Origin of the sequence: Fusibacter sp. A1, from assembly GCF_004125825.1 — a bacterium.
In the GTDB taxonomy this organism is placed as follows: domain Bacteria; phylum Bacillota; class Clostridia; order Peptostreptococcales; family Acidaminobacteraceae; genus QQWI01.
The window spans coordinates 206396-230677 of the sequence record NZ_QQWI01000008.1; the positions used below are offsets into that span (position 1 = coordinate 206396).

19 protein-coding genes are annotated in these 24282 nt (G+C 35.4%); 6 read left to right on the forward strand and 13 right to left on the reverse strand.

Annotation, left to right across the window (positions count from 1 at the left end):
* Positions 1-562: 562 nt before the first annotated feature.
* The 5 genes from DWB64_RS13125 to DWB64_RS13145 all read right to left on the reverse strand — a co-directional run bounded on the left by DWB64_RS13125 (position 563) and on the right by DWB64_RS13145 (position 6306).
* Positions 563-1114: a DUF6155 family protein gene (locus DWB64_RS13125; RefSeq protein ID WP_129488701.1), complete on the reverse strand. Its 552-nt coding sequence runs from the start codon at positions 1112-1114 to the stop codon at positions 563-565.
* Between the two features lie 668 nt (positions 1115-1782).
* The gene (locus DWB64_RS13130; protein ID WP_129488702.1) at positions 1783-2508 is read right to left on the reverse strand and encodes a type II toxin-antitoxin system prevent-host-death family antitoxin; all 726 of its coding nucleotides are present in this window, start codon (positions 2506-2508) and stop codon (positions 1783-1785) included.
* A gap of 275 nt (positions 2509-2783) precedes the next feature.
* Entirely contained in the window at positions 2784-3092 is a 309-nt protein-coding gene (locus DWB64_RS13135) for a DNA-binding transcriptional regulator (RefSeq protein ID WP_129488703.1), read from the reverse strand.
* Between the two features lie 10 nt (positions 3093-3102).
* On the reverse strand, positions 3103-3417 hold the full coding sequence (locus DWB64_RS13140) for a type II toxin-antitoxin system RelE/ParE family toxin (protein ID WP_129488704.1): 315 nt from the start codon (positions 3415-3417) through the stop codon (positions 3103-3105).
* Positions 3418-3606: 189 nt separating this feature from the next.
* Positions 3607-6306, reverse strand: coding sequence for a DEAD/DEAH box helicase family protein (locus DWB64_RS13145; protein ID WP_164980410.1), 2700 nt, complete (start codon positions 6304-6306; stop codon positions 3607-3609).
* 652 nt (positions 6307-6958) lie between these two features.
* On the opposite strand from DWB64_RS13145, the gene DWB64_RS13155 reads away from it, so the two are divergent.
* Positions 6959-7756, forward strand: coding sequence for a class III extradiol ring-cleavage dioxygenase (locus DWB64_RS13155; protein ID WP_129488706.1), 798 nt, complete (start codon positions 6959-6961; stop codon positions 7754-7756).
* Between the two features lie 36 nt (positions 7757-7792).
* Complete coding sequence (locus tag DWB64_RS13160) at positions 7793-8800, forward strand: GGDEF domain-containing protein (RefSeq protein WP_129488707.1); 1008 nt, start codon at positions 7793-7795, stop codon at positions 8798-8800.
* A gap of 651 nt (positions 8801-9451) precedes the next feature.
* Here the strand turns inward: DWB64_RS13160 and DWB64_RS13165 are convergent.
* On the reverse strand, positions 9452-10303 hold the full coding sequence (locus DWB64_RS13165) for a hypothetical protein (protein WP_129488708.1): 852 nt from the start codon (positions 10301-10303) through the stop codon (positions 9452-9454).
* Positions 10304-10409: 106 nt separating this feature from the next.
* A complete protein-coding gene (locus tag DWB64_RS13170) occupies positions 10410-11222 on the reverse strand; it encodes an ImmA/IrrE family metallo-endopeptidase (RefSeq protein ID WP_129488709.1) in 813 nt (270 codons plus the stop codon).
* A gap of 274 nt (positions 11223-11496) precedes the next feature.
* Between DWB64_RS13170 and DWB64_RS13175 the strand changes: the two genes are divergently transcribed.
* On the forward strand, positions 11497-11673 hold the full coding sequence (locus DWB64_RS13175; RefSeq protein ID WP_129488710.1) for a hypothetical protein: 177 nt from the start codon (positions 11497-11499) through the stop codon (positions 11671-11673).
* 54 nt (positions 11674-11727) lie between these two features.
* Here DWB64_RS13175 and DWB64_RS13180 read toward each other — a convergent pair whose 3' ends face one another.
* Positions 11728-12813 carry a hypothetical protein gene (locus DWB64_RS13180; RefSeq protein WP_129488711.1) on the reverse strand — a complete coding sequence of 362 codons (1086 nt, stop codon included), beginning with the start codon at positions 12811-12813 and terminating at the stop codon, positions 11728-11730.
* Positions 12814-13131: 318 nt separating this feature from the next.
* Here DWB64_RS13180 and DWB64_RS13185 point away from each other — a divergent pair, with 318 nt between their 5' ends.
* The 3 genes from DWB64_RS13185 to DWB64_RS19485 all read left to right on the forward strand — a co-directional run bounded on the left by DWB64_RS13185 (position 13132) and on the right by DWB64_RS19485 (position 15385).
* Positions 13132-14328: a leucine-rich repeat domain-containing protein gene (locus DWB64_RS13185; RefSeq protein ID WP_129488712.1), complete on the forward strand. Its 1197-nt coding sequence runs from the start codon at positions 13132-13134 to the stop codon at positions 14326-14328.
* Positions 14329-14347: 19 nt separating this feature from the next.
* Positions 14348-14794, forward strand: a complete 447-nt coding sequence (locus tag DWB64_RS13190; protein ID WP_129488713.1) for a hypothetical protein — start codon at positions 14348-14350, stop codon at positions 14792-14794.
* Between the two features lie 345 nt (positions 14795-15139).
* Positions 15140-15385 (forward strand): response regulator transcription factor, encoded by a 246-nt coding sequence (locus DWB64_RS19485; RefSeq protein ID WP_243118981.1) that lies wholly within the window; start codon positions 15140-15142, stop codon positions 15383-15385.
* 450 nt (positions 15386-15835) lie between these two features.
* Here the strand turns inward: DWB64_RS19485 and DWB64_RS13200 are convergent, their stop codons facing one another.
* The 5 genes from DWB64_RS13200 to DWB64_RS13220 form a co-directional block, all read right to left on the reverse strand.
* A complete protein-coding gene (locus DWB64_RS13200; RefSeq protein WP_243201598.1) occupies positions 15836-16825 on the reverse strand; it encodes a YafY family protein in 990 nt (329 codons plus the stop codon).
* A gap of 81 nt (positions 16826-16906) precedes the next feature.
* Positions 16907-17611: a hypothetical protein gene (locus DWB64_RS19490; RefSeq protein ID WP_243118982.1), complete on the reverse strand. Its 705-nt coding sequence runs from the start codon at positions 17609-17611 to the stop codon at positions 16907-16909.
* Positions 17604-19058 carry a PglZ domain-containing protein gene (locus tag DWB64_RS13210; RefSeq protein WP_129488715.1) on the reverse strand — a complete coding sequence of 485 codons (1455 nt, stop codon included), beginning with the start codon at positions 19056-19058 and terminating at the stop codon, positions 17604-17606. The genes DWB64_RS19490 and DWB64_RS13210 overlap by 8 nt, the downstream gene beginning before the upstream one ends.
* 6 nt (positions 19059-19064) lie before the next feature.
* Positions 19065-21734, reverse strand: coding sequence for a DEAD/DEAH box helicase (locus DWB64_RS13215; RefSeq protein ID WP_129488716.1), 2670 nt, complete (start codon positions 21732-21734; stop codon positions 19065-19067).
* Between the two features lie 21 nt (positions 21735-21755).
* Positions 21756-24272, reverse strand: a complete 2517-nt coding sequence (locus tag DWB64_RS13220; protein ID WP_129488717.1) for a DNA methyltransferase — start codon at positions 24270-24272, stop codon at positions 21756-21758.
* Positions 24273-24282: the final 10 nt, after the last annotated feature.

Consider the following 24282-nt stretch of genomic DNA (forward strand, 5'->3'; position numbering starts at 1 on the left):
ATCCGCGGCAATAACTATTGATAAATACATAACTGTGGCAATGTAATTCTATCCTTCAGTGCCACTCATGCATACTAGGCACTCTTATGCAGTCTCCTAGTGTGCGGCACCGTTTTCTCTAGTTTTTTTAATCATATGGCCCTCCTGAAACTGTAATACGTAGATTCGGTAAACTGCCTTTTTATTTTAATCACTCTTAATTATATTTTTATAATTTTTAAAATTAAATTTGAATCACTGTTAAACTTTGGTCCTTTAATTTTACTTTTTATCAATTTTAAGTTTCAATTTATAAGGTTAATTCATACTATTCGATACCCAGAGTAGGGGATTTTTTGCAAGTTTGATTCCGAACAATCACCAGTATCCATCAAGGTAAATAGGTTGTATCATAAAAACGGCTTAATCTATTTAAAGATCAAACCGTTGATTTAAAATAAAAAACCACACCCAACCTGGTTCCATATGGGACACATAATCAAAGAACCCCTTCTTATCATCGGTTCCGGATTTTCATTCCACAATTTAAGGGCATTTGGTTTGGGTGGGATTCATTGATTTCTTATATCTCTTCCTGAATCCAATCAATTTCAAAGGATATGTCATAAATAAAATCCCCATAACCCCATCCTATACCAGAAGAACTCGATATAAGATTGTCTATTCTATCTTTGAATTTCAAATACAAATCCTCTGTCCCCTTCGAATTAAGCAGGTCTATAAATTGTTCATATACACTGCACAATCTATTATAAAAGGGACCATCAATATCACCAAACTCGATTGTAAACGCATTACCACATTCTACAAAATGGAGCATTAAATCAAGAAGCATTTCATTATTCCCCACTTTTTTAAACTCAGCAATCATATTTTTTGCAGTTACAAATGATGGAACTTTCCTCATGTTTTCAGGAAAAAATTCAGCATACATTTTCTCTTTATACACCTCAAGCAGCTCTTCTTGATATTTTTCTCCAACAACTTTTGCATTGATAATTTCTTTCACTTTGTCATTGGATTTGTATAGGTTTGAAATAAGCTCAATTAGTTCAGATTGCTCCATTTTTTTCAGCTCTTTTTTTAGTTCTGTGATCGTTATTGGTTTAATCATTAAATACCTCACTATCTATCATGTTTTTATTTTCATATTCAATATAAAGTGAATAAGATGCTCGATGAGTCACACCTTTAGTTTTCTATGCAGAGCGAGCCAGGTACAGAGTGACTCGTGTTATTCAAAACACTTAAGAGAGTTCTTATTTTACTAATATACAAATTAAAACGGAATATCATCACCATCATCAGAATCGTCAGTTTCTATATCAAACATGTAATAATTTTCATCAATAAACATTTGTAATTGTCGCATATCTTTTCTTGATAATCCTAAATTATATATTGTTCTCCTATGCTGCAAGTCTAGTCTTTCATTTGCAGGAATTTTATTGCAGATTTTACAAGTATGATTTCGATGCCCCTTACCTGAAAAACTCTCATTTAATTTTATCTCAGCATATTTTACAAAAATGACCCCTATGTTTTTTACTCATATCATACTCCATATTATCAGCTCATTTACTTTACTAAGATTCAACTCGTCGAATATTTTCTTCGATTTTATCAAAATTGACCAAGTTAGTATTTAACTTTGGGGAAATAACATAAAAAAACCGTCATTTTGATTAGACGGTTAATTGGAAAAATATGTGCCCGAGAGCGAACCAGGTTCGGTGTGGGATTGATATTTACTACCTACTCCGCATCATGGAACTAACTCGATCATGCAAACTCCCGCGTATCCACAACCAGCCCTTCAAACGCCTTCGACTGCACCATCTCACCTATTGCCACAACCTTTAGGGATTCAACACCCTTGTCATGCATTGCATATACTAGGATCTGATTCTGTTCTAAATCCACAATCCAGTATTCTTTTACACCACTTAGCATGTAAAGACTAAGCTTTTTAACCATATCCTTACTCCTAGTTGAAGGAGAAAGAACCTCTACCACTAGAGCAGGTACACCATGATATTTTCCGGCCTCATCAATCGCTTCTTCGTCACAGATCACAAGAATGTCGGGTTGCACCACATTAGGATCGTCTTCAAATCTAAGAGAATCGTTCATCAGGCGCACATCAAAGGGTGCAGTAAGTGCACTACATTTCTTACCTTTAAAGTAATTGTAAAATTGCCCCAAGAGCTCTCCTATCACCACTTGATGTCTATGGGTTGGAGATGCCATTAAGAATAGCTCCCCATCAATCAACTCATATCGCGTTTCAGAATTATTAGATATTTCTAGATACTCACTAAAGGTCACCCGCCTATGCAAGTAGTACTCAGCAGTACTCTCACTCACCATAGTGACCATGGGATCTTGATAAGGCACTAACTTCGCTACGCCTCGCTCATTTTTTGTGATAATAACATCTTTACCGTCAATCACGTCTTTTAGGTACTTACCGAATGCATTTTGAATAATGGATGTACTCACGCGCATAAAACCACCTCTTTTAGATAATTATACACACGTTTTACCTAATATTCAATGCGTTTTAGCTAATAAACCACATCCCAGAGCGAACCTTGTTCGGGTTGGGATTTTAGCCGTTGTGCCGCTTAACTAATCTACGAGCGGTGTATTGGACTAGTTGCTTATAAAAATATATACACCTCTGCCTCATCTATTGGATTACTATTTAGTCAGAGAAGTAACGAAGTCATTTCTCTTAAACGCTCGTGTGATGCCTCTCGGTCAGTGGCATAAATAGTTCTCTATCGATTCAATATGTGATACTTAGTCATTAAATCATTATCTGCACAAAGTAGTTCTAATATTCTACGCGCTGGTCCATTAGGAGAGTTCGTTCCTTTCTCCCATGCTTCTACTGTTTTTTTAGAAACACCTAAAAGTGCTGCAAAAGCAACTTGTGTTACATTTAGTTTAGTCCTAATATTTTTTATTTCATAATTATTGTAGTCATGTAGTGGTGTAATTGAAAGTATATTTGATCTTGCCTCTAGTTTACCTTCACTAATTTGAACCGCTTCATCTAAGCCTTTAAGAATACTTTTTGTACTCATAAAACACCTCCTAATTCTCATTGTGTTTAATTTTTTCAATCATCTTTTTAATCAACAATTTATCCTTATCTGATATATTTTCCTTATTACCTTTTGCATAAGTAGTTATCAAGTATACTCTTTCAGCAATTACAATATCCACGTATAATACTCTAGCACCACCACTTTTACCTTCAGTAGTTGAAAACCTCATTTTTCTAAGTCCACCTGTTCCAGAAATAACTTTTCCGATTTGTGGATTAGCTAATATTTCCTCTTGAAGTTGACGTAATTCATGATCACTTAAACATAATCGTGTCCACTCTTTATCAAATTCAGGAGTCATAATGATTCTCTAGTCATATAATCCTCTCTAAATACATTATACCCTATCTAATAGGGTAGTGCGAATTCAACTTATATCAAGTGCAACACATAATATGTAAATATATACAAAAGACTCTGTAAATTGCAGACGCATTGTTGTCCCCAGAGGAGTTCTAGTTTGCTGTGGGGGTTCTCAATACCTCACTTTCTATTCTAATGCTGATTCTGTGATTGCGCCAACCAGCTCATTAGCTAATTCCTCATCCTCAATTCGAATCAATGAGTTTTCATTATAGCTTCCGCCTAGAATATCGATACCACCATACCAAACAGTTTTATTATCAACAATCATGAATTTATACCGGTTTTTGGGCAACTGAATAACCTGAATGCCTCCTTTTTCAATTACACCTACAAATTCTGAAATATAAGTTCTGTGTTTCTCTGCATATTCATCTAAAGCCTTAATGCATAAAACAATTCGAATACTGTTTCTATACTTTTCAATCAATAGTTCTTTGATAGCATTAATCTTTCTCTTACTAAGAAATGGACTTGAAATAAGCATGTTTTTTTCTGCACTGCTAATGTCATTAATCACATGTTCAAAGTAGTTAGTGTCGTCATAAATGCCATTTTCCATATTGTGATCTGTATTATTTGATCTTATACTATAGCCAACTGAACGATAAGCAGTCAACCGTTTATGGTACATACGTTCTAAAACAGGTATATGGACATCCACATAATCATAGATCAAAACTTCTTCTTTCCCTTCGAAATTTCGATGTAGTCTTCCAGCATACTGGGCAATTGTTCCCTTCCAGGCAATTGGCATTGCCATAAATAGTGTATCTAGTCTGGCTTCATCAAAGCCTTCACCAATCAACTTACCAGTTGCAACAATTACAAAACGATCTTCATCCTTCAGGGCTCTAATTCTTCTAATGGATTCTTTTCTATCACTCGTTTTTAGATTCCCTGATAAAACAATAACCTCAAAATCTTTTTCGGACATTAAATTCACTAATTGATCGATATGGCTTGTTCTTTCAGTCAAAACCAATGGATTTCTACCTTCATCTATAACACGAGCAACATCTGTAACAATTAATTCATTTCTATATTTACTTTCGCAAATATGCTTATAGACTTGGGTAATGTGCCATTCGTCAAGAATTTTAAATAATGGCATTCTTGTGCTGGTGAATCTCGGAACAATATAATGATCAAAATCTCTTTTCTTAGCCTCTAGCTTTGCATCAACTTTGTATCTAATAGGTCCTAAGTGCATGAATATGATTGGGTGATGACCATCCTTTCGTATGGGTGTGGCTGTAAGTCCATAAACGTATTTGGCATCAGCAGCACTTAAAATCCTACTAAAGTTAGTGGCTGAAATATGGTGACATTCATCCACCAGAATAAGACCATATTGATTGATCATCTGTTTTACACTTTTATCTTTTTCAAACATAGACTGCATAATTGCAATATCAACAATTCCGTGAATCGTTTTTTTACCACCACCAAGTTGTCCGATTATTGAACTATTCTTACGTGGTTTTTCAGCAATCAACTTTGCTCCGATAACCGTCTTACCAAATCCTGTTGTAGCGGATAATACCCCATCTTGATGCTTACTGAGTTCTTCAAATGCTTCACTCTGGTGATCTGTAAGTTGACCTTTAAAAACAACTTTTATTTCTCTACCATCATTTCTTTCATTAACTAAAGTGTATTTAACTTCAGCTGAAGAAAGACTATCCACTAAATTAGATTCCACTCCTCTTGGCAAGTTAATACTATCAGAATCTTCGTCGTAAATAGCAGTAATGCGAGGTGTACCAAATGTTGACTGACGCATTGCTTGCTTTGAATAAAATTCTGGATTGGCATAGGATGCAAGCCTTCTAATTGAAAATAAAGCTTTGGGTGACAAACCTTCTTTCGAAATCAATATACCTTTACTTCTATGTAATATAACAGTTTCAGGAAAATCGCTCTTATTAACAGAAAGCGTGTTTTTTACCTTATCTATAATTTTATTGTCATTACTTGTTTCTATTTCCCTTATCCTCTTGCAAAATCCTGTTACAAATTCCTCTGAAATCCTTTTAATTTGCGATAAGTAGCGCCATTGATCGCTAATTACATTCAAGTTCATATCAATAAACTCAGAATTGCATAGTTCTCTTGCTTCTTTTTGCAAAGGAAGCGCAATAAGATTTCCAAAACCCTCTTTCTGTAAAAAGTCCTGACTTGGGAATAATCTATCATAGGAATCAAACTTAATATTCCCGCACTCTTGCATAGCAAGATTTAAAAGATGTGTTCCAAATTTCCGCGCAAGAGATGCTTTGATTTCTCCCTCGAAGAAGAACCATAAATGACACCCATCTCCAGAACGCGATCGTTCAGCATAAACTGGAATATTATTGCCATGGCAAACGTTCATAACAACTTTGATATCTTCACCCCATGTAGACTCGTCAAAATCCATGGCAAGAAGAAAACAGGTATCCTTTGTCGTCATTGGATAGAGCCCTAGCACATACTTGCCTAATAGATGGTTCTTTAGCTGATCTTCATTCAGTGGTGCAAAATGACTGCTTTTGCACTCACTGCATTTAATCTTAGGTTTATTACATATTCCAGGCTTAAAATCGTTGTAACAATAAGGTGAGTAACCAGGCTTGTTTTTCCATCTCTTTGCACAGACATCTGTTCTTCCCTTAAATAGAGACTGAAACAATTCGATTTTCTCTTTACTAGAGCTACTTTGAGTAATAAATTTATCAGGTTGTTCTAAAATGTCTTCTTTAGGTAGGTAATCGATATCAATAGAATAAGCTTCAGGTTTTTCAAGCACAAGTTTGACTCTCAGCTGCTGAAGTTCTTCTTTCAACCGCTCATTCTCTTCCTCAAGAATCATATATTTTTTATACAACTAGTCATAATTCATCACTTAACCTCACTCCATTTCAACTATAACCATATAATACTAATCGGTGATGATTGAAGTTACTCTATTCAATCTCACTAATTGCCTTTGCATTTTTTCCCATTTTCAACTGGCTACAATTTGTAGCCAGTTGACTTCCTTCAGCTTTAAGTCTTGTTTTTAGTACACTCCAGTATTTCCTTGGATTCGCACTTTCACTTAGCACACCTACAACATCAATAATAGAAAAAATTTATTTTTCTTGTTCATCATCCCATAAAATTCGAACTCTTCTATCCTCAAACAACTTAATTGCAGTCTCCTGATCCATTTTTTACCTCCAACAACTTCATTGTTCATTATTTACTTTATCAACACGTTAAGAACACTATATTGCTTCAACTTACTTATAATAAGTATATCAGATAAAATTCCAATAGACGCAAAACAAGTCTGCAAGTTGCAGACTTGTTGATTAGTAAAATATGCGTCCCAGAGGGAATCTGGTTCGGGTTGGGATTTAGTTCGTGGTTTTTAGTGCCTTCGAATACCTGATACCCTTAACACATGCTTGTAAATTCACCTTTTGGGTATCAACTGTCTAAGGAGGTTAACGATGAACAATAATAAAGCTCAAGTAATTTACTTATCACACGGCGGTGGCCCTATGCCGCTTTTAAACGACCCATCACATAAACATATGATAGAGTTCATGAAAAAACTGCCTGCACAGCTTAAACGCCCAGAAGCGATTGTGGTTATTAGTGCACACTGGGAAGAAGACGTCGCCACACTGCTTACAAATAAAGCACCTGGACTATATTATGACTACTATGGATTTCCTGAATCAACCTACGCACTTGACTATCCCCTTAAAACCCAAATGTCAACGGCGCAGCTCATCACGAGTTTATTGTCTCAACAAGGTATTCCCTATAAGTACAACAGCAGTCGTGGATATGACCACGGAGTCTTTATCCCCCTAATGCTGATGTATCCAAAAGCCGACATACCGGTCGTTCAAGTGTCGCTACTTCACAACCTTGATGCCAAAGAGCATATCAACCTTGGTAAGGCCCTGTCACAACTACTAGAAGAACCCCTTCTTATCATCGGTTCCGGATTTTCATTCCACAATTTAAGGGCATTTGGTTTTGGTGAGCCACCTGAAGAAGATCCACGTAACGATCAGTTTCAGGACTGGCTGATCGACACAACCACAGGTGATTACGATCAGACGACACGTGAAGCCAACCTTATAGCATGGCAAAAAGCGCCATCGGCTAGATACTGCCATCCAAGAGAAGAACACTTACTTCCTCTTCATGTATGTGCAGGCATTGTACAAGCTAAAGGCAAACTCATTTTTGATAATACAATCGCAGGTAAGCGGTCTGTGGCCATACTCTGGTAAACAAAAACTCATGAAGCGGTAAAGAGAGGTATCACAATGGTAGCAAATCCAATACAAGAGTTAGATGAAAGGATTACCCAAGTTGCCCTTAGGATTATCACGTTTGCAATCTATCTTGCGATCGTTGAAAACCTTGTGACACGAGCACCGCTAAGTCTCATTTTGTCCAATAGTGCAGTGGTCATCATGTTAACAGCGCTTGCGACTACCCATAAAAAATGGCGAACCAACAAGCTGATCATCAAATGGTTATTTATTGTATTTTGCTTTGTGATTCTTCCCCTTGTGTGGTTCACATCAAAAGGTGCCTTTGGAGCTCAGCCTGTTTATATGGCAGCTTTCATCATATTGTGCGCTCTGGTTTTAGATCAAGTATGGGCGACAATCTTGTCGGTTGCCACAATGTGTATTGTGGCACTGCTCATGCTTTTAGAGCACTTCAATTTGATTGTGTTTATGGAAGTCGATCTACCTCAAGAGTTGATTTTTAGCAATCTCATCCATTACATCATTGTGTATATCATGCTGCTGGGTATAGGCATCACTTTCAAAAAAAACTATATTAGTTTCCAAGAAGAACACTATCGCCTTTCGGTTTTCGATGACTTGACCCGCCTCAATAATCGTAGATACTTGATTGAATCCATAAGTCAATTAGTCAGTGAGACCCGACGCCATCATGAGTCTTTTAGCGTATTATTTATCGATATCGACCACTTTAAGCTCGTCAATGATATCGAAGGTCATATGGTTGGCGATGAAGTGCTGATTATGCTAGGCAAGTTAATTAATGACGGGTTACGTGAGTATGATATCGCAGGCAGATACGGAGGGGACGAATTTATGATTCTTCTTCCCCATACAAAAGTCGAGGATGCTTCTGTGATAGCCAAAAGAATTTCAACCAACTTCAATCAATCGATCAAAGCGATTACAGAACAGCCAATATCGCTGTCAATTGGTGTAGTAGCTAGTGATGATAAGACCAGTGAAGAAATTATCAAAGCCGCCGATAAAGCGATGTACTCAAAGAAAAAAGGATGACTCCATGATGGACATCCTTTTTTTTGCGGTGTAGCACTGTCATTCGGCGTGAGAGAACCAGTGACCGATTATTCCATAAAACCCCTTCTTAGTCAACAGCTATTCGCTTAACAATTACTGCATTTTCTAGTTGTCTAAGCCTTGATAACCCTAGGTTCTGAGTCCCATACGCTAAGTTCTGGTGACCAGTAGCCTCGACCAAATAGGGCAACTCTTCTTCACAATCTAGCATATGATCAGACAACATTTGATCCTCTAACATTTCCCATCTAATTTCAGGTGGAAAGTTCCCTTGGTAAGGTGTCAAAACTAAGTTCGACATTTCTTTACTGCTTCCATAAAACGAAAAATCAAACAGAATATCACCGGTGCTCTTACGAGCAAATCAGTGGTGCCTTTAGCGTGAAATAATCAAAAGTCAACAATCTGAAACTCATGTGATTTTCAGATGAGTTTATAATGCTAATTAACCCTAATCAGCAAGACTTCAGCATTATGATTCTTTTTAAAATCAGAGTTACTAATCGCTAGCTCATTATCAAATTGTGACAGATCATAAACTTCAAAAGTGATTTTATCCGTTTTTATCTTATCATTTCTGTAAAGATCTAAATCCTCACCTTTTTGGTACTGATTCAACATAAACTCAATTTAACTGATATCAACATCAGCATTCTTTACATTTTTAGCATACTCCTTAACCATTTCATAATCAGCATTCGTAAAAGTATCCGGTAGATCGCCCAATAACTTTTTTAGCTCAAAGCTGCTAATAATAATTCGATCTAGCATATATTTATCTGAATGTAACCTATTCCACTCCTGCCCATCATAAGACATAAAGTCAGGAAAGTCTGATGCGTAAATTTCTTCTTCACATGTCAACCGAACTGAATTCCCTTCTCTAACAAGTTCGAATACATGACCTTGATACTCGATCGTCAATGTGTCTTCTACAAGTTTTCCAACTTCTTTTAGTTCACTAATCCTATAGTCTGGTATAGATATTGAAATCGACTTAGTGTCAATCTGCCACTGGTCAAATATGATTTCGCCATCATGAATAATGCTATCTGCAAAACTATGCATCCCCATCATCTGTCCAATGTTACCCTTATCATCCTTAATTTCAATTGATGGGAACATATTAGCATAAGACTTATCAAGTATGTCTTCAAACTTTATCACAGCAATTTCTTCCGAATACCCTAATGAAAGAATTCGTATGCTACCTTCTGGAATTTCTATCACCTGGTCAACATCAATGATTCTCTCAAGTATAAAAGTATCCCCATCAAAGTTAGAGTATGTACGACTAATCTCTTTCGAATTAGTTGCAACCGCACTTATAGGTTTAACACTTTCAGCAGTCAGCTCTTGTTGTTCATCCGCTAGCAAATCAGTATAATCCGCAATGCCAATCCATGCAACTACCGCAACTAGTAGCAGTCCAATTAAAACCTCTTTTAAAACCAGAAAGATGCTGCGTTTACCATTATCCATATTGACCCCCGTCTATATCGTTTATCTATTGGTTTGCATACCACATAATAACAAATATGCTTTTGATAAACAATTGAAAGATCCCATCAACTAGCTGATAGGACCTTCATTTTTCACTCAATTTCATCTTATGCGCAATAATCCTCTTATGTCGAACTATGCTTTTACTCATCATGTTCTCAATTAGGGTCACCGCTTTCAGTACCGATTCAATACATATGGGCGGAATGTATTCATTCTTATCCAAATATCCTGCCAGGTACTCCTTAGAAGGATTCTTCAAGCCTTCTCGCTCGCACACAAGCCAGCTAACACACTCGGCTTCGAACTCCATAATGTTTAGTGTCATAGCCGATCGGTCCTTGAACACACCTGGGTAGGCCATTCCCAAGTGACCGCAAAACAGATGACCAAGTTCGTGAAGTATGGTAGCGAAAGCATCCTCTTTTTTGTGTTTCTTGTTTACGACAATGTTATAGTGGTTTTCAACACGATACTGCGTATGTCGTGTCCTTTTAATAAGAAAATCGTTCTCACTCGCACGTGTTTCCTCAATATAACCGGCCATATGAGTTCCTGATTCCATAGTCAAAAATCGAATGCCATAAGAAGTCAGGTTACTTATTAAGCGGTTAAAACGGGTATCACTGATGTTTCCATTGACATGGAAGGGTTCAAGCAGTCTCTTCGGAAACGGGTCAGGACCTTCTGTGTCAGAAAGGTCAAAGACAAAATCAACCGGTGAAAAAGGCTTTAGGATAACCAGCGGTCGACTTCCCGGAATGATGGTCCGGTTGAATTCAATCTTCCAGTCATTCGCGTTCGCAACATAGACACTGCCAGGCTTTTGAATGTTGATCAACATGGCGTTGAATACAGCAATCTTAGGAAACTTCTTTAAAAACGTAAAAAGCTCCATGAGATTCTTGCTTTTTTTTTACGTTCCGATTTCGTCAAATAATACATCCAGCTCGCTTCCTTTGCTCATGTTATCCTCTTGCATCTGGTCACCCCATATCCACAAATTAGTTACTCTATCGGCCATTCCACCACTATCTTCTAAATTATACCATAATTAGAAGCGTTTAAAACTGTCCACTAGTCTTAAATACCTACTGCTGGCAAAATGTTTTTAACCGGCCTGTTGATGGGTAACTAGTTGATAGGTAATTTAATGATCGAAAGGACATAACATGACCGATATCTTCTCCGCAGAAAAAAGAAGCGAGATAATGTCGCATATCCATGGTAAGGATACCAGCATTGAACTGAAGGTCAGAAAACACCTTTGGCACACCGGATTCCGTTATCGAAAAAACTACAAGGAACTTCCCAGAGCAACTCAATGTAAAGTGCTTTTAAAACGCTAGGTTGCTCGCACCTTCTTTTTCATGTTACCTGTACTTGGTTCAGTGGTCCATTTGCTATTCACCAACGGCCAAGTACCCCTTTTCAAAGTCTTCCAGTGACGAGTAATGTACAATCGGCATCCCTAGCTGATCATAATTGGCTTTGACTTTAGCCATACCCTCTTCAAAAGCGGCTAGGGTCGCATGTAAATCCGTTGGATCAAAGTCCACCATGATCTCTATCCTTTGAATCGGTAAACGCCCATTTACGTCTGTATACCAGTCCTGACAAGACGCTGCCGTCATCCATGACAGATAAAGATCGCCTTCGCGAGCTGCTAACCTCATTTTATTCAACCAGTTGGAATAGATTTCTTCATACATGCCTTTGATATGACTTTGCTTAAGTGTCTTTTCACGTAGTACAGATTCACACTGTGCAGCAATATAATCAAGTGAGTGTTTCATCAGCCGTTGAGAAGAAAGCTGAATCGCTTCCAAGGTCGATGCTTCAGCTAAGGAATTTACCAAGTCCAGATAATGCTCGGGTCTACTAGTGAATGAACGGATTTCCTCGAGCATTCTTCTGATACCACCCTTAACAAATCTCTTATTGAGCATATAAAGGGCGTAATTCACGCAATCCACCATCATCGCACTTTTGTACTTGGCAGCCTCATAACTGGCAGAAAGCATCACATCAGCAAATGTCCTTTTAGCTTCGCCTACTTGCTCATTCACACGGGCAGCATCCTCCACTGAAAAAGTCGCATCAAGCCTCTTTTTCATTGTTTCTCTTAAAGACGTGTACCTTTCAAGGCAAACGTCGTCTTTTTGATACACGATGTCCAGTTGCAACAATTTAGTACAAAACGGATCTTCATACGCCAACATGCTCTCCAATCGATCCCACCTTGAACAGTAAAAATCAAAGCCGACATCCTCTACAATAAAGCAAGATGACAACTCGTGAGCCTTTTCATCATTGATTACAATCAGCAAATCCAAATACGATTTCTCATGAATATCGCCTATGGCAAAAGACCCAGCTACCCCGATCAGATCAACCGATCCAGGGCATGCCACCTCTATTTTTTTTAGTACCGCATCAATAAGTTTCTGATTCCTAAGATTAATAGTCTGTTTCATCTCGTTTGTCATAGCAACCTCCCCCATAGTTTATAACCATAGTGTATCAAGCATGCAGGCGATTTGATATGCCGACTTCAATTACAATTGTTTTTTACCTACCCACTTTCAAACACACAACAAAAAAGGCCTACCATATAGTGGATAGAACCTTCACACTACCATCAACTAGTCATGCTCTAAAATGAAATCAAGCTCTTGAAGTAGTTCATATACCTCTTATTCTCACATAATACGCCTTAAAATACTCACATGAGATAATAGTCTTTGTGCCTAAATGGGAATATACTTAAGCTATAGTAACGCAACCCAAAGAAAGGAGTGATCACTGTGAAATCGAAAACTTCTGCAGCAATTCTGATTTTGATTTCCATCGTTTTTATTGCTTTAATACTCGTATCGTGTCAATCAGAGAATGGCTTAAACGGATCAATCAGTGGAAAAAAATATATCAGTTTCACAGACCCGCGACTAGAACGAGCAATCATGTACTCAGTGTCCGTTTATAACGCACAAGACAAAGTATCGTCCAAGGTTGATATTGATGGTGACGGCAGAATCTCACTTGATGAGGCCGAAAAGGTTACATCGCTTTCTTTAAGCCGTATGGCAATATCAGACCTATCAGGACTAGAATACTTCATCAACATGAAGGAACTGAACCTTGGAATCAATCAAATTACTGATTTGACCCCATTATCCAAACTCACAAACCTTGAGCAGTTACACTTATACGGCAACCCGATTAAGACTGCACAACCCCTATCAGGCTTAAGCAAATTACAGGTGCTAAGTTTTGAAGGTTGTGACCTAGACAACTTACAGGGCATTGAAAACCTACATGAACTAAGGAATCTAGATGCGTGCTCTATGGGCCTTGATGACATCTCTTACCTTGAAGGACTGACAAAACTTGAGGATTTATGCCTATTAGGCCACCAAATTGTCGACTTAGAGCCTCTAGAAAACCTTGTAGAACTCAAACGAGTCAACCTCAGTTTAGGCCCCGTAACAGATATCGGTGTTTTGGCATCACTTAAAAACCTAGAAGAAATAAATGTTTGGCATACAAGAATTGAGGATATCACACCATTAAGAGACCTATCCAAACTTGTACATGTTGATTTGTCTGATAATAAGATTCAGGACCTTTCACCACTTTCCAATTTGACCCGACTACAAAATCTGGTTCTTGAAACAAATGAAGTTAGTGAATTGTCGCCTATAAAGGACCTTCCTAATCTAAAATTATTGGACCTTACAGACAACAGAATCAATAACATCAATCCCTTAAAACACATGTATTCACTGGAAACACTTCAACTGGGTAGCAATCAAATCAAAAACATCACCGCTTTGGAGTACTTGGTCAACCTTAAAGTGTTGAACTTACGCATTAATGAAATTCAAAACGTCGACACATTGTCGCACTTATTCAATCTTGAAAAACTCTACATCGGCGGTAATCCAATTATTGATCTAACACCCCTTGATTCATTGGAAAACACATTGATTATTACACAGTAGGTTTTGAAGGGAGGACAACATGTATATTATCGTATTGATTCTAGCAATCATACTCATAGCAGTCTCTTTATCGATTGAAGGGATTTTCTATATACTTGATTTCCCATCCTTAATCATTGTACTTGGCATTTCTGTCCTTCTGTTTCTTGTAACAGGCTTGTGGAATGACTTCAAAAGAGCTGTCAGACTCACACTAACAAAAGGCAATTTCTATGAGGTGCTTGAGTTGAAAAGGTCCTTGTTGGCACTACAAGCCTTAAGAATCATAGTGATTTGCACAGGAGTATACGGCACGGTCATTGGCGCTTTAGGACTTGCTCAAAGTACTTACAGCCCATATGACCTTTTGCCTTCAGTGGCGGTAGTGCTCATCAGTATTTTTTATAGCTTATCTGTGATCCTAATAACCCTTCCTATGACGTTTAAAATAAAGGGCCTTTTGTTGAATAAAGAGAACGATAACTAAAGACAGGTGTTATTTATGAAAGAACGGTTGAAAAGCTTATCAGTTTTTATTCTGTTTATCCTGCTTATTATGGGGGTTATAGATTATAACATCCAGGCAATTGTTGACGTAAAAATTGTCCTCCTCATGTTTACCTGTATACTGATGCTTACATTTGCCTCATATAACAAGCAGGAATCCAACTTTATAAGCGTTTACACTTATCAGGTCCTACTGACAAGTTTATTCACTGCGACCCTCTTATTTTTAAAAGAGTTATCAGGTTCATCAATCATAAACTTTGTAACGCCCCTAAAGCCCATCATATATGGTGTCTTGTTCTATTTGGGGGCAAATATCATTCATATGCAAACAAGAACAGGCAATTCACCTGTTTCAGACCTTGAAGACATCCTTTCATCTGACTACGGATTATCTGAAAGAGAAATGTCAATTGCGATTGAAATGCTCAAGGGCAAATCGAATAAGGCTATCGCAAAAAAATACTTTATTGCTGAAAGCACTGTAAAGAAACATGTTCAGCATATACTCAAAAAAGCAGATGCAAAAAATCGCATGGAGTTTAAACTCAAGATTGATGAAAACAGATAGGTCAAACCTATCAGCCTGCCACTGCTCTGGCGGAAGCTTCATGAAGCCAGCTAGACAATTTGATGCCATCAACTATTATGAAGGAGGCGTTGGCGCATATTTCATTTTGGAATAAACAAATCTTAACACCTTCAACTCAGACCTGTTTATCAGGTCCTTTCTTTGGCTTGTAAATGCTAGTCAAAACCGTCAAGTGACTACTGACAAGGTTATCGTGGTTTATGATATTGCGTGTGTAGTTTTCAATAATAGGAATCCCCTCTACACATTCAATCACCTACCTTCTTCAAAACTCATATAATTTAATCAACAATTCAAAAAAATGTTAAATGATATTCCCTTTCTAAATTTATAACAGCTTCCCAGACAACGATTTTATGTGTGTATGCAACTACAATTATATGATTTCACAATAAATTCCTACAAAAAAGCACTCCAAATAGAATGCTTTTACTTATTCATGTACATTTGCAACACATTAGTTAAATAGTCTTTCATTAATTCTTCTAATGCTGCAGGCGCTACAATTCTGGCCTTTTCACCAAACATTAAAAGCCATCCAAAAAAAGTGTCTGAAGCGGATACATCAACAGAAATTCTAAATGTAGTTTCTGTTTTACCATGAATGCTTACATCTTTCCCAAACCGATCAATAACGACATTAATTAGTGAATTATCAAATTCAAGTTCTACACGCTCAGTATCACCACTAAACATATTAAAAACTTTCTTTGAATATTCGACTAAGTTAAAATCTTCAAACTCATTAATTATTGGTCTAACAATTTTACTCACTTCCATTTCAGACATGCGATCCACTCTAAAATGGCTTATGTCTTGGTATCTATCATGATAAGCGATCAAATAATAATTTTCATTGACCCACGTTAGAGCATAAGGACTTACACAATAAACTTCTCCATTTCGTCTAAACTTAAGACGTTTATCAACTGTATAATCAAAATACTTAAACTTCACCATCTTATTTTGCTGTATTGCATTATGAATAGCATCCACATTATAATAGATGCTTTCGTTCATGGTTTTAACACGATCGTTTACAATCACTTGTCGATGTAAGTCTTTAGCATCGTGTATACTTGCTAATTTTTCGATTTTTTTGATTAACTCTTCACTTTTTTTATGTGTAATAAATTTAGAAGCTTGTACAGCGTCTACTAAGAGCTTTAGTTCAGCTAATTGAAACTCTCTACCTGCAACATAATAATTATTTGTTCTTGTCTTGTCACAAATTATATCGATGCCAAAATTCTTTAAAAGATCTATATCCGTATAAATAGATTTTCGTTCTGCAGATATTCCACAACTATTAAGTTCAACAATCAATTCATTAACCGTTAAGGGATGATTTTCATCAGTTTTAGCCATTAGTATTTTTAATAAAAATAACGTTTTCAATTTTTGATTATTTAACTGCATTATTATCATCCCCTTTTCTATAAGCTATTTTTAAACAATTTCCACAAATCAACAATTTCGAAACATCATCTCAAACGCACACTAGTCTTTTGCTAAAACAATTTTCCCACCAAAATTATTTAATGTAAACTCTTCAGAATTGTGAAGTATTTCATGACTTACTTGGAAATTATATGGAAACATTTGTGCAGTTTGCGATAATTCTGAAATTTCATAGTATGCTTTTTCACCAATAGCAATTACGGTTAATATTAAAAGTTTAATTGTCATATCATCTGTTATCATTTGCTTATTAATCTTATAAACACCATTCTTTTCATTTTCAATAACCTTCAAGTACTTTAGTGTTTGAAGAATTTTGTCAATTGAATGTAACAAGGTTGTTCTTTCACCCCACAGTTCAAACAATTTTTGCTTTATCCAAGAGGTTGTAAAAGTATCCTGAATGTTTGTTACTTTTCCAATCAAATTACATACATCTGAAAAAACTGGGTAAGTGATAATAATCATGCACCAATGAATAGCATGTTTATTTGATTTATTATTTTTATAACACTCTAACGCGAACTGACGTATTTGTTCATTTTCATCCATAGGTTTAACCCATATATTCATCAAAATATCTCTTGATTTTCTTAAATTTGTAGGGCTTTTTACCTCAAAAGATAAATATTCATCTAATTCAGTTTTTATCTCAATTTTAGTTTTACCTTCTAATACTAATTCTACTGTTTTAGTTAACCATTCTAATTTTATAGGGCGTGATAAACCAACAATTTTAGCCATTTTTAACTCCTTTTATTTTAATGAATGGAACAATTACCTCATCAATTGACATACCTCCATGAGTCATTACAATCTCATCTTGAATGTCATATGACGATCCTGATTCACATATAAGATACTCATATTGCTTGTCTAGATAATAACCAGGGTATGAAATTTCTCCACAGTCACCATATATGCCTTTATCAGCAAATTCTTTTAATACCATCATCCGTTTTGATCTAGTTTCAACCTCTATCCCTAGACCTTTTGGTTTTCCAACTCCTGTACACAATGTATTCCCATGGTCAGATGTAATATAAATATCAAAACCATTCGAATATAAATCACTTACCAAATGTTGAAGTTCACCTTTTTTAGCATAGTACTCAATATCATTTAACATACCATGTCTACCTTGCATTTGATTATGTACCAAATCATCAATGTCATTAATGATTATACTTACAAATTTAACAATTGGTGAAAGATTAAGATTATATCCTCTTTCATATGAAATCTGATTTTTCTTATATCCCAAAGTTTCTGCTGTACTTCTAAACTCATATTCCTCTTTAGCTAAATTAAAAGGATTTTTTAACTCAACTGGATATTTCCCACTTAAAAGACTTTGCCTAGATATCGAAGTAGTTGTAGGAATCAGAGCATAGCAACAATTATAGTCAAACAAAATATTATCAAATTCTTTTGAAATAATCTCAAAATCAAAAATTGACATTCCATCCATTACTATTAAAGCGGTTTTCCTATTCCCTCTTGCTATATATTCGAGTACTCTAGTTAACATTACTGGACCATTATTATTCATTATTCCAGAAAGTGAGTTGTACTTATTAAGAATAAAATCTTTAAAAGCATCTTCAACAAATTTTAGGTCAAATGTTTGATCGAGCTTTGCAGAAAAATATTCTAATCTACCCTTTTTCTTGGCCATATCAATCCAATTTATATATGACAACTCACTTACCATTATGCTATTTTTAATCTCTTTATCCAAAACTTCACAATATTTTTCTAAATTTTTGTTTCCATAAACTATATTTTCAATAAACCGAATTGTTTTATCATAACTATTACATAATTCAAAAAGCTCCTCATACGCCAAACTAAGTAGCTCAAAATCAACTTTATGACTCAGTAATGTATTCCTATCTAACTTGGAAAAAATTCGACTCATACTCAAATTTGCTATATACATAGCTTTCCTTATATCAAATGGCACATATATATCACTTGTAACGATTACAGCCCAATTTTCTTTAGAATTTCTTATTTCTGATTCATATAAGAACCGAAATTCTTCTACATCTTGATAGAAGGAAATATTAAATCCACTACCTTTTATGTATGCTGCATAATCAATTCTATCAATTATATTATCTTCATCAAAAATAAGGATCAACTTCTCATATTCTGCTGAAATTAAATCGAATATTCGTTTTTTCATCTCTCACTACTCCAAACATGCTAAAAACATAAGCTTGAATTCAGGACAAAGTTGCTTCCCAGCTATAAAATTTCTTTCAACTTCTGCTTTTTCTTTAGCCAAACTTTTTAATTTATGACTTCGAATATTTTCTATACCTATACGTTTAGCAGCTTCTATTCTTAATTCCAGTGCATACATGTATTTTCTATAAGTCTCATCATTACGTTTTTCAAATTCATTTTTTAATGAAACAAAGGTATCATATGCAAAATCACTTGATATTTTTTCAAGATCTAATATTATATTTTTGTCAATATCTTTTCTATCAGTTGTTGATAAACCTACTTTTTCATCCAAAAACGCATCCCAAATTTTCATTCCAGCTACTGGTCGAAGCAACATCTTATCATTAACAAAAATCGGCAAAATTCTTTGAGCTTGCGAATCATTTTTAATTATAAGTTGCCACAACATAAAATAACCCTTTTCATTCGGAAAATTTTCAATGCTTACATTTATGACATTGCCTTTTATGTCAAACTCAATATCACTATTCAAATGTTTTGTTATGATAGCATCAGTGATGCTTAAATTGTGAATTGGTAAATATGGATTCCCTCTATAATTTTCATAATGAGTAACCATTTGTTGAAGAGCATTTTCTAAATCAAAATTAGATTCAGTTCCAACAAAAGTTGAAAGATCTTTTTCATCTTTAATAATGTCTCGTACCGCCAATGTATTTTTAACTTGTCGTTTTAAATCTTCTTCCACTGGTTTGATATTGTAATTTATATCCTTAGGATTTCTGATAGAGTTCATATAAACATCAGTGAAGTTAACTTCAGCCATTTCGTTATCAAGTACATCTGAATATTTATCTATTCCGACCTCATTTAAAATAACCTCAAGCTTTTGCTCCAGGACATCTTTTACCCTATTTTCAACAGTATCAGCAAGTATAAAATTAAATATTTGTACGTCTCTCATTTGACCAATACGATCAATACGTCCAATTCTTTGCTCAATTTTCATCGGATTCCAAGGTAAATCATAATTAATAAGACAATCAGAGAATTGTAAGTTCAAACCCTCGCCACCAGCATCTGTAGAAATCATGATATTAGTTTGTGTCTTAAATTCAGACAACACCGTATTTCTTTCATCCATACCTAAACTGCCATTCAAAAGTGATGTAGAATATCCTTTTGATTTAAGTAAGTTACTCAAATAATCCTGGGTAGCAACAAACTCAGTAAAAATAATTAATTTTCGATTCTTATCCTCCGAAAACAGATTATCAATTATATTAAGTAGTGGTTCAATTTTTACATCAATGTACTGATATTCAGCCTGTTTTGCAATGGCAACTAATTTAGTTAGTTGCTCAAGTTCATCTTTAATATCCAAAGAAATTGTTTGGATAGCCTCTTCCATATTGCCTTCCATTTCCATTTCTAAAAAATCTTCTTCAGTCATACTTTGATATTTAAAACTTTGATCTTCTAATACTTTTATCCGTCTCTCTATACTTTGCCTTATTGCGCTGGTACTACTAGTAACCAACCTTTGCATCATGATAAGTAAAAACACAAACCACATGTTTTTTCCTCGGTTTCTCATTGCCTTGTTGTATCCTTTTGATACATATTCTGTAGTAATTTCATAAAGTTCTCTTTGCAATGAGTGACGTTCATCCCAATTAAGCGCTACAATTTTTGTTATTCTATTTTTAAATAGTTTATTTCCACTATTATCAATAGCCTCTCTTTTTTCAGTGCGTATAACATATGGTGAAACTTGTTCTTTTACTATTGCTCTAAAGTTTGGAAATGCCTTTTCATCAACTAAACGTACTAACCTTAAAAAGGGTTCAGTTTTTCCGTTGTGGGGAGTAGCCGTCAATAATAGCAAGTATGGACTTGATGCTGACAACAAGTTACCAAGTTTATATCTTGCAACTTCACTTGAGCTGCCCGCTACACGATGTGCCTCGTCTATTACTACTAGGTCCCATCCACTATTGATAATTGAATAAATTCTATCTTCATTATACTTAGCGATTTTTTCTTCTGACCAACCACTCCGTTTTTCGAGTGGCTTAATCGAGTCCATTGGGGATAACACTTGATCAAACTGACCATATACATCTTCGTTACTGGTTATTTTACGAATTGTGTCATAATCTTGGGGAAGAATAACATGAAATTTTTCATGAAATTTTTCATGCATTTCAAGTTCCCACTGTGACACAAGACCAGTTGGACAAACAATTAACACCCTTTTTACAAGACCGCGAGCCTTTAACTCTTTAATTATTAGGCCGGCCTCAATCGTCTTACCAAGCCCTACCTCATCTGCTAATATGTATCTTACATTATTTGATGACAATGCACGATTAAGAACATGTAGCTGATGAGGTAGCGGTATAATGCCACTAGTAAGGTTAGCAAGAATTCCTGTGGATGTTTCGCTTTTAATTTTTGACAAAAGAGTAATATAGCGTAGATAACTTTCATTATAACTAAACTCAGAAAGAGTATCGCTGAGCTGATCTGCTGAAAGCTTGTAAATCACGCCACTGGAATGATGATATACTTTATAAGAAATAAATCCCCAAACCTCAGATTTTTCTAGAATCTGCACTTTTTCACTTTTAGTTATATCAAAAGCATAATCACCAACACAGTACATATTCACACCCCTCAATTAACCTTAAATTCTACCTAAACTAATATCATAATACATCAGCAATTTATCATCTTCTTGTATAACTTTTTCAGGCAATCTTTCTGCTATATCTACTATGAGTTTATAATTTTTTTCTTTCCAAAGCTTTGCAAATCCGGCACGAATAGCTTCTGAACGGAATAATTTCAGTTTGCCTTTTGTTCCTACATAGTCTTCAAACTCTTTTAAAAGCTTTTTATCACGTAGTTTCATAACATCTCCGGCTTTTGTAACATCTGGAACATACCATTTTCCATCATCACTTTGTAAGAATGTATCCTCAAGTAAAATTGAAAGTTCTGGCATTTTTTCATACTTTGCTACTGAACGAACTTCTTGCATAAACTTGGGTTGGATATCTGCATAAGTTTGTGGATTATCTAATTGCTGATACAGCCATGCAATTGCTGTTTTTTCATCAGTTACCATAAGGCTAAACTGAATTGGTTCTATATCATTTATAATACGAGCCGAGTCATATTCATTTACCTGATTCGTTAGAAAATACATATTGTCACGCTTTAAGAATTTTTCATCGAGCCCTCTATAAAAATCTGATGCATCTAATGGTACAGAAATACCATTCATAATATGGTAAGCAACCATGCGGTCAAATAAAACAAAGGATTGTCGCTCAGCAACTAACTCAATTTTTCCAACTCTCACCAATACTACAGGAAGTTTTTCTAAATGTTGGCGCACAAAATCCCATGATGTATCTTCACTACCTGCATGTGATATAAAATCTCTTTTAAAGCTATCTTGTGGTTTATAAGCTGAAATAACAAGATCTTGTTTTACGGCTCCTGTAGTGTTTACTTGTTTAAAACTATCTTGTTGCTTATCTAATATCCTTACATCCGCAACAATGAATCCCGCTCTTTGCAAACCTTCTTGAATTGCATTCCAAACTGCATTTTGCGAATTGTGAAATTCAACAGTCATCCACCTATTTGGTTTAAGTACTCTATAATACTCTTCAAAACAGTTAGTCATTATATTTTGGTATTCAAGTAAATTTTTCTTTTGTACACGATTCATAACAGCTTCCGTTTGATTATTTGTATATACTTTTAACCATGATTCCCAAATGAAACTTAATTCTGAGTAGTTCAAATTACTTCCAAATGGTGGATCTGTGAAAATATAATCTATAGTGTTATCTGAAATTGGTAATTGTGTTGTACTACCACAGCCGATTATAGTAGTATTTAAGTTCTTTCTAATAGAGAAATCTTTTAATTTCCGTTTTGCACTCTCGATAATATTATTTTCTTGGAAAAGTGATGGTATGTACAAAGTTCCTGATACAGAACCGCCTTTACCGTTCAATCTGAATCTATAAAGTTTTGTGCAGTTCATCATAACACTAGTAAAAACGACTTTACTCAAGTTAAGTTTTTTATGCCCAAAAATGTATGCAAATATTTTAAGATTCCGTTTGGTCATAAACAGGTGCGCATGTGTTACACCACTAATATCATTACGTCTTGATTCAATTCCATCGCACATTCGGCTTGTCGGAAACCAATCGTTAGTTTGCTGATAGTCTAATTGTTGAATTAGTTTTAAATCATCAGCATCAGGTGTCTTCTCGTATCTCTTTCCATTATGTGTGTAGTTAATTAGGACAGGATTTTGTTTTGCCAACTGAATGACCTCCCCTTTAACATCAACAATCATCTCCTTAGAACGAACACATGTGTTTTTCTTTAATTCAACTCCACAGCTTAAACACTTAAACTCACTAATTATTTTATTTTTAGTACGATCAACAGCGGAATCCCAAAAAACTACGTCTTTTCCACAATGTGAACAAATAAATACGTCAGACCATACAGTATAGTTTATATTTCCATATTGTTCTGACTCCTCTTCAATTTCTACTTGAGAAAATGATTCGTCATTTTCACTATGTTTAGTTCTATATAAATAACCATACTTATTTTCAACATCCTCAATTATTGATTCAAATTCATTCTTGAATTCATCAAGTTCAAATGGTGAATTATAGTTATGAGCTATAAACGTTGCCATAGGTGATAAATCATTCAGAATTGCTTTTCTTGATCCCCATTCAACATTAGGATTTTCTTTCTCGATAATTGCCTTAAAATCTGGATCAGGCATATCACACATCTGCGCTGCTACACCAGTCATACCTGTACCACAAAAACCGTCGAGTACAATATCATCTGGAGATGTATAGTGCAATATATATCGCATAATTGCTTTATAAGGCACTTTTGTATGATAACTGTGTGCCATATATATTGGGTCATTTTTCCCTTCACTTACATCTGCTGCAAATGGTTCTTTTTGGTAATCATCCGTAGCTTCATCATATACCTTTCCATACTCATTAATAAAATCCTCAATAAATGGATTTGGGCATGCAGTATAATATGGAGGTTTTGAGAGTGCAATAATATCCTCATCTTTTGCAATTGGAAATCCCTCAAAATGTCTTACTTTATCAATATCTTCTTTAGTTAGTTTCATTTTGCATCCC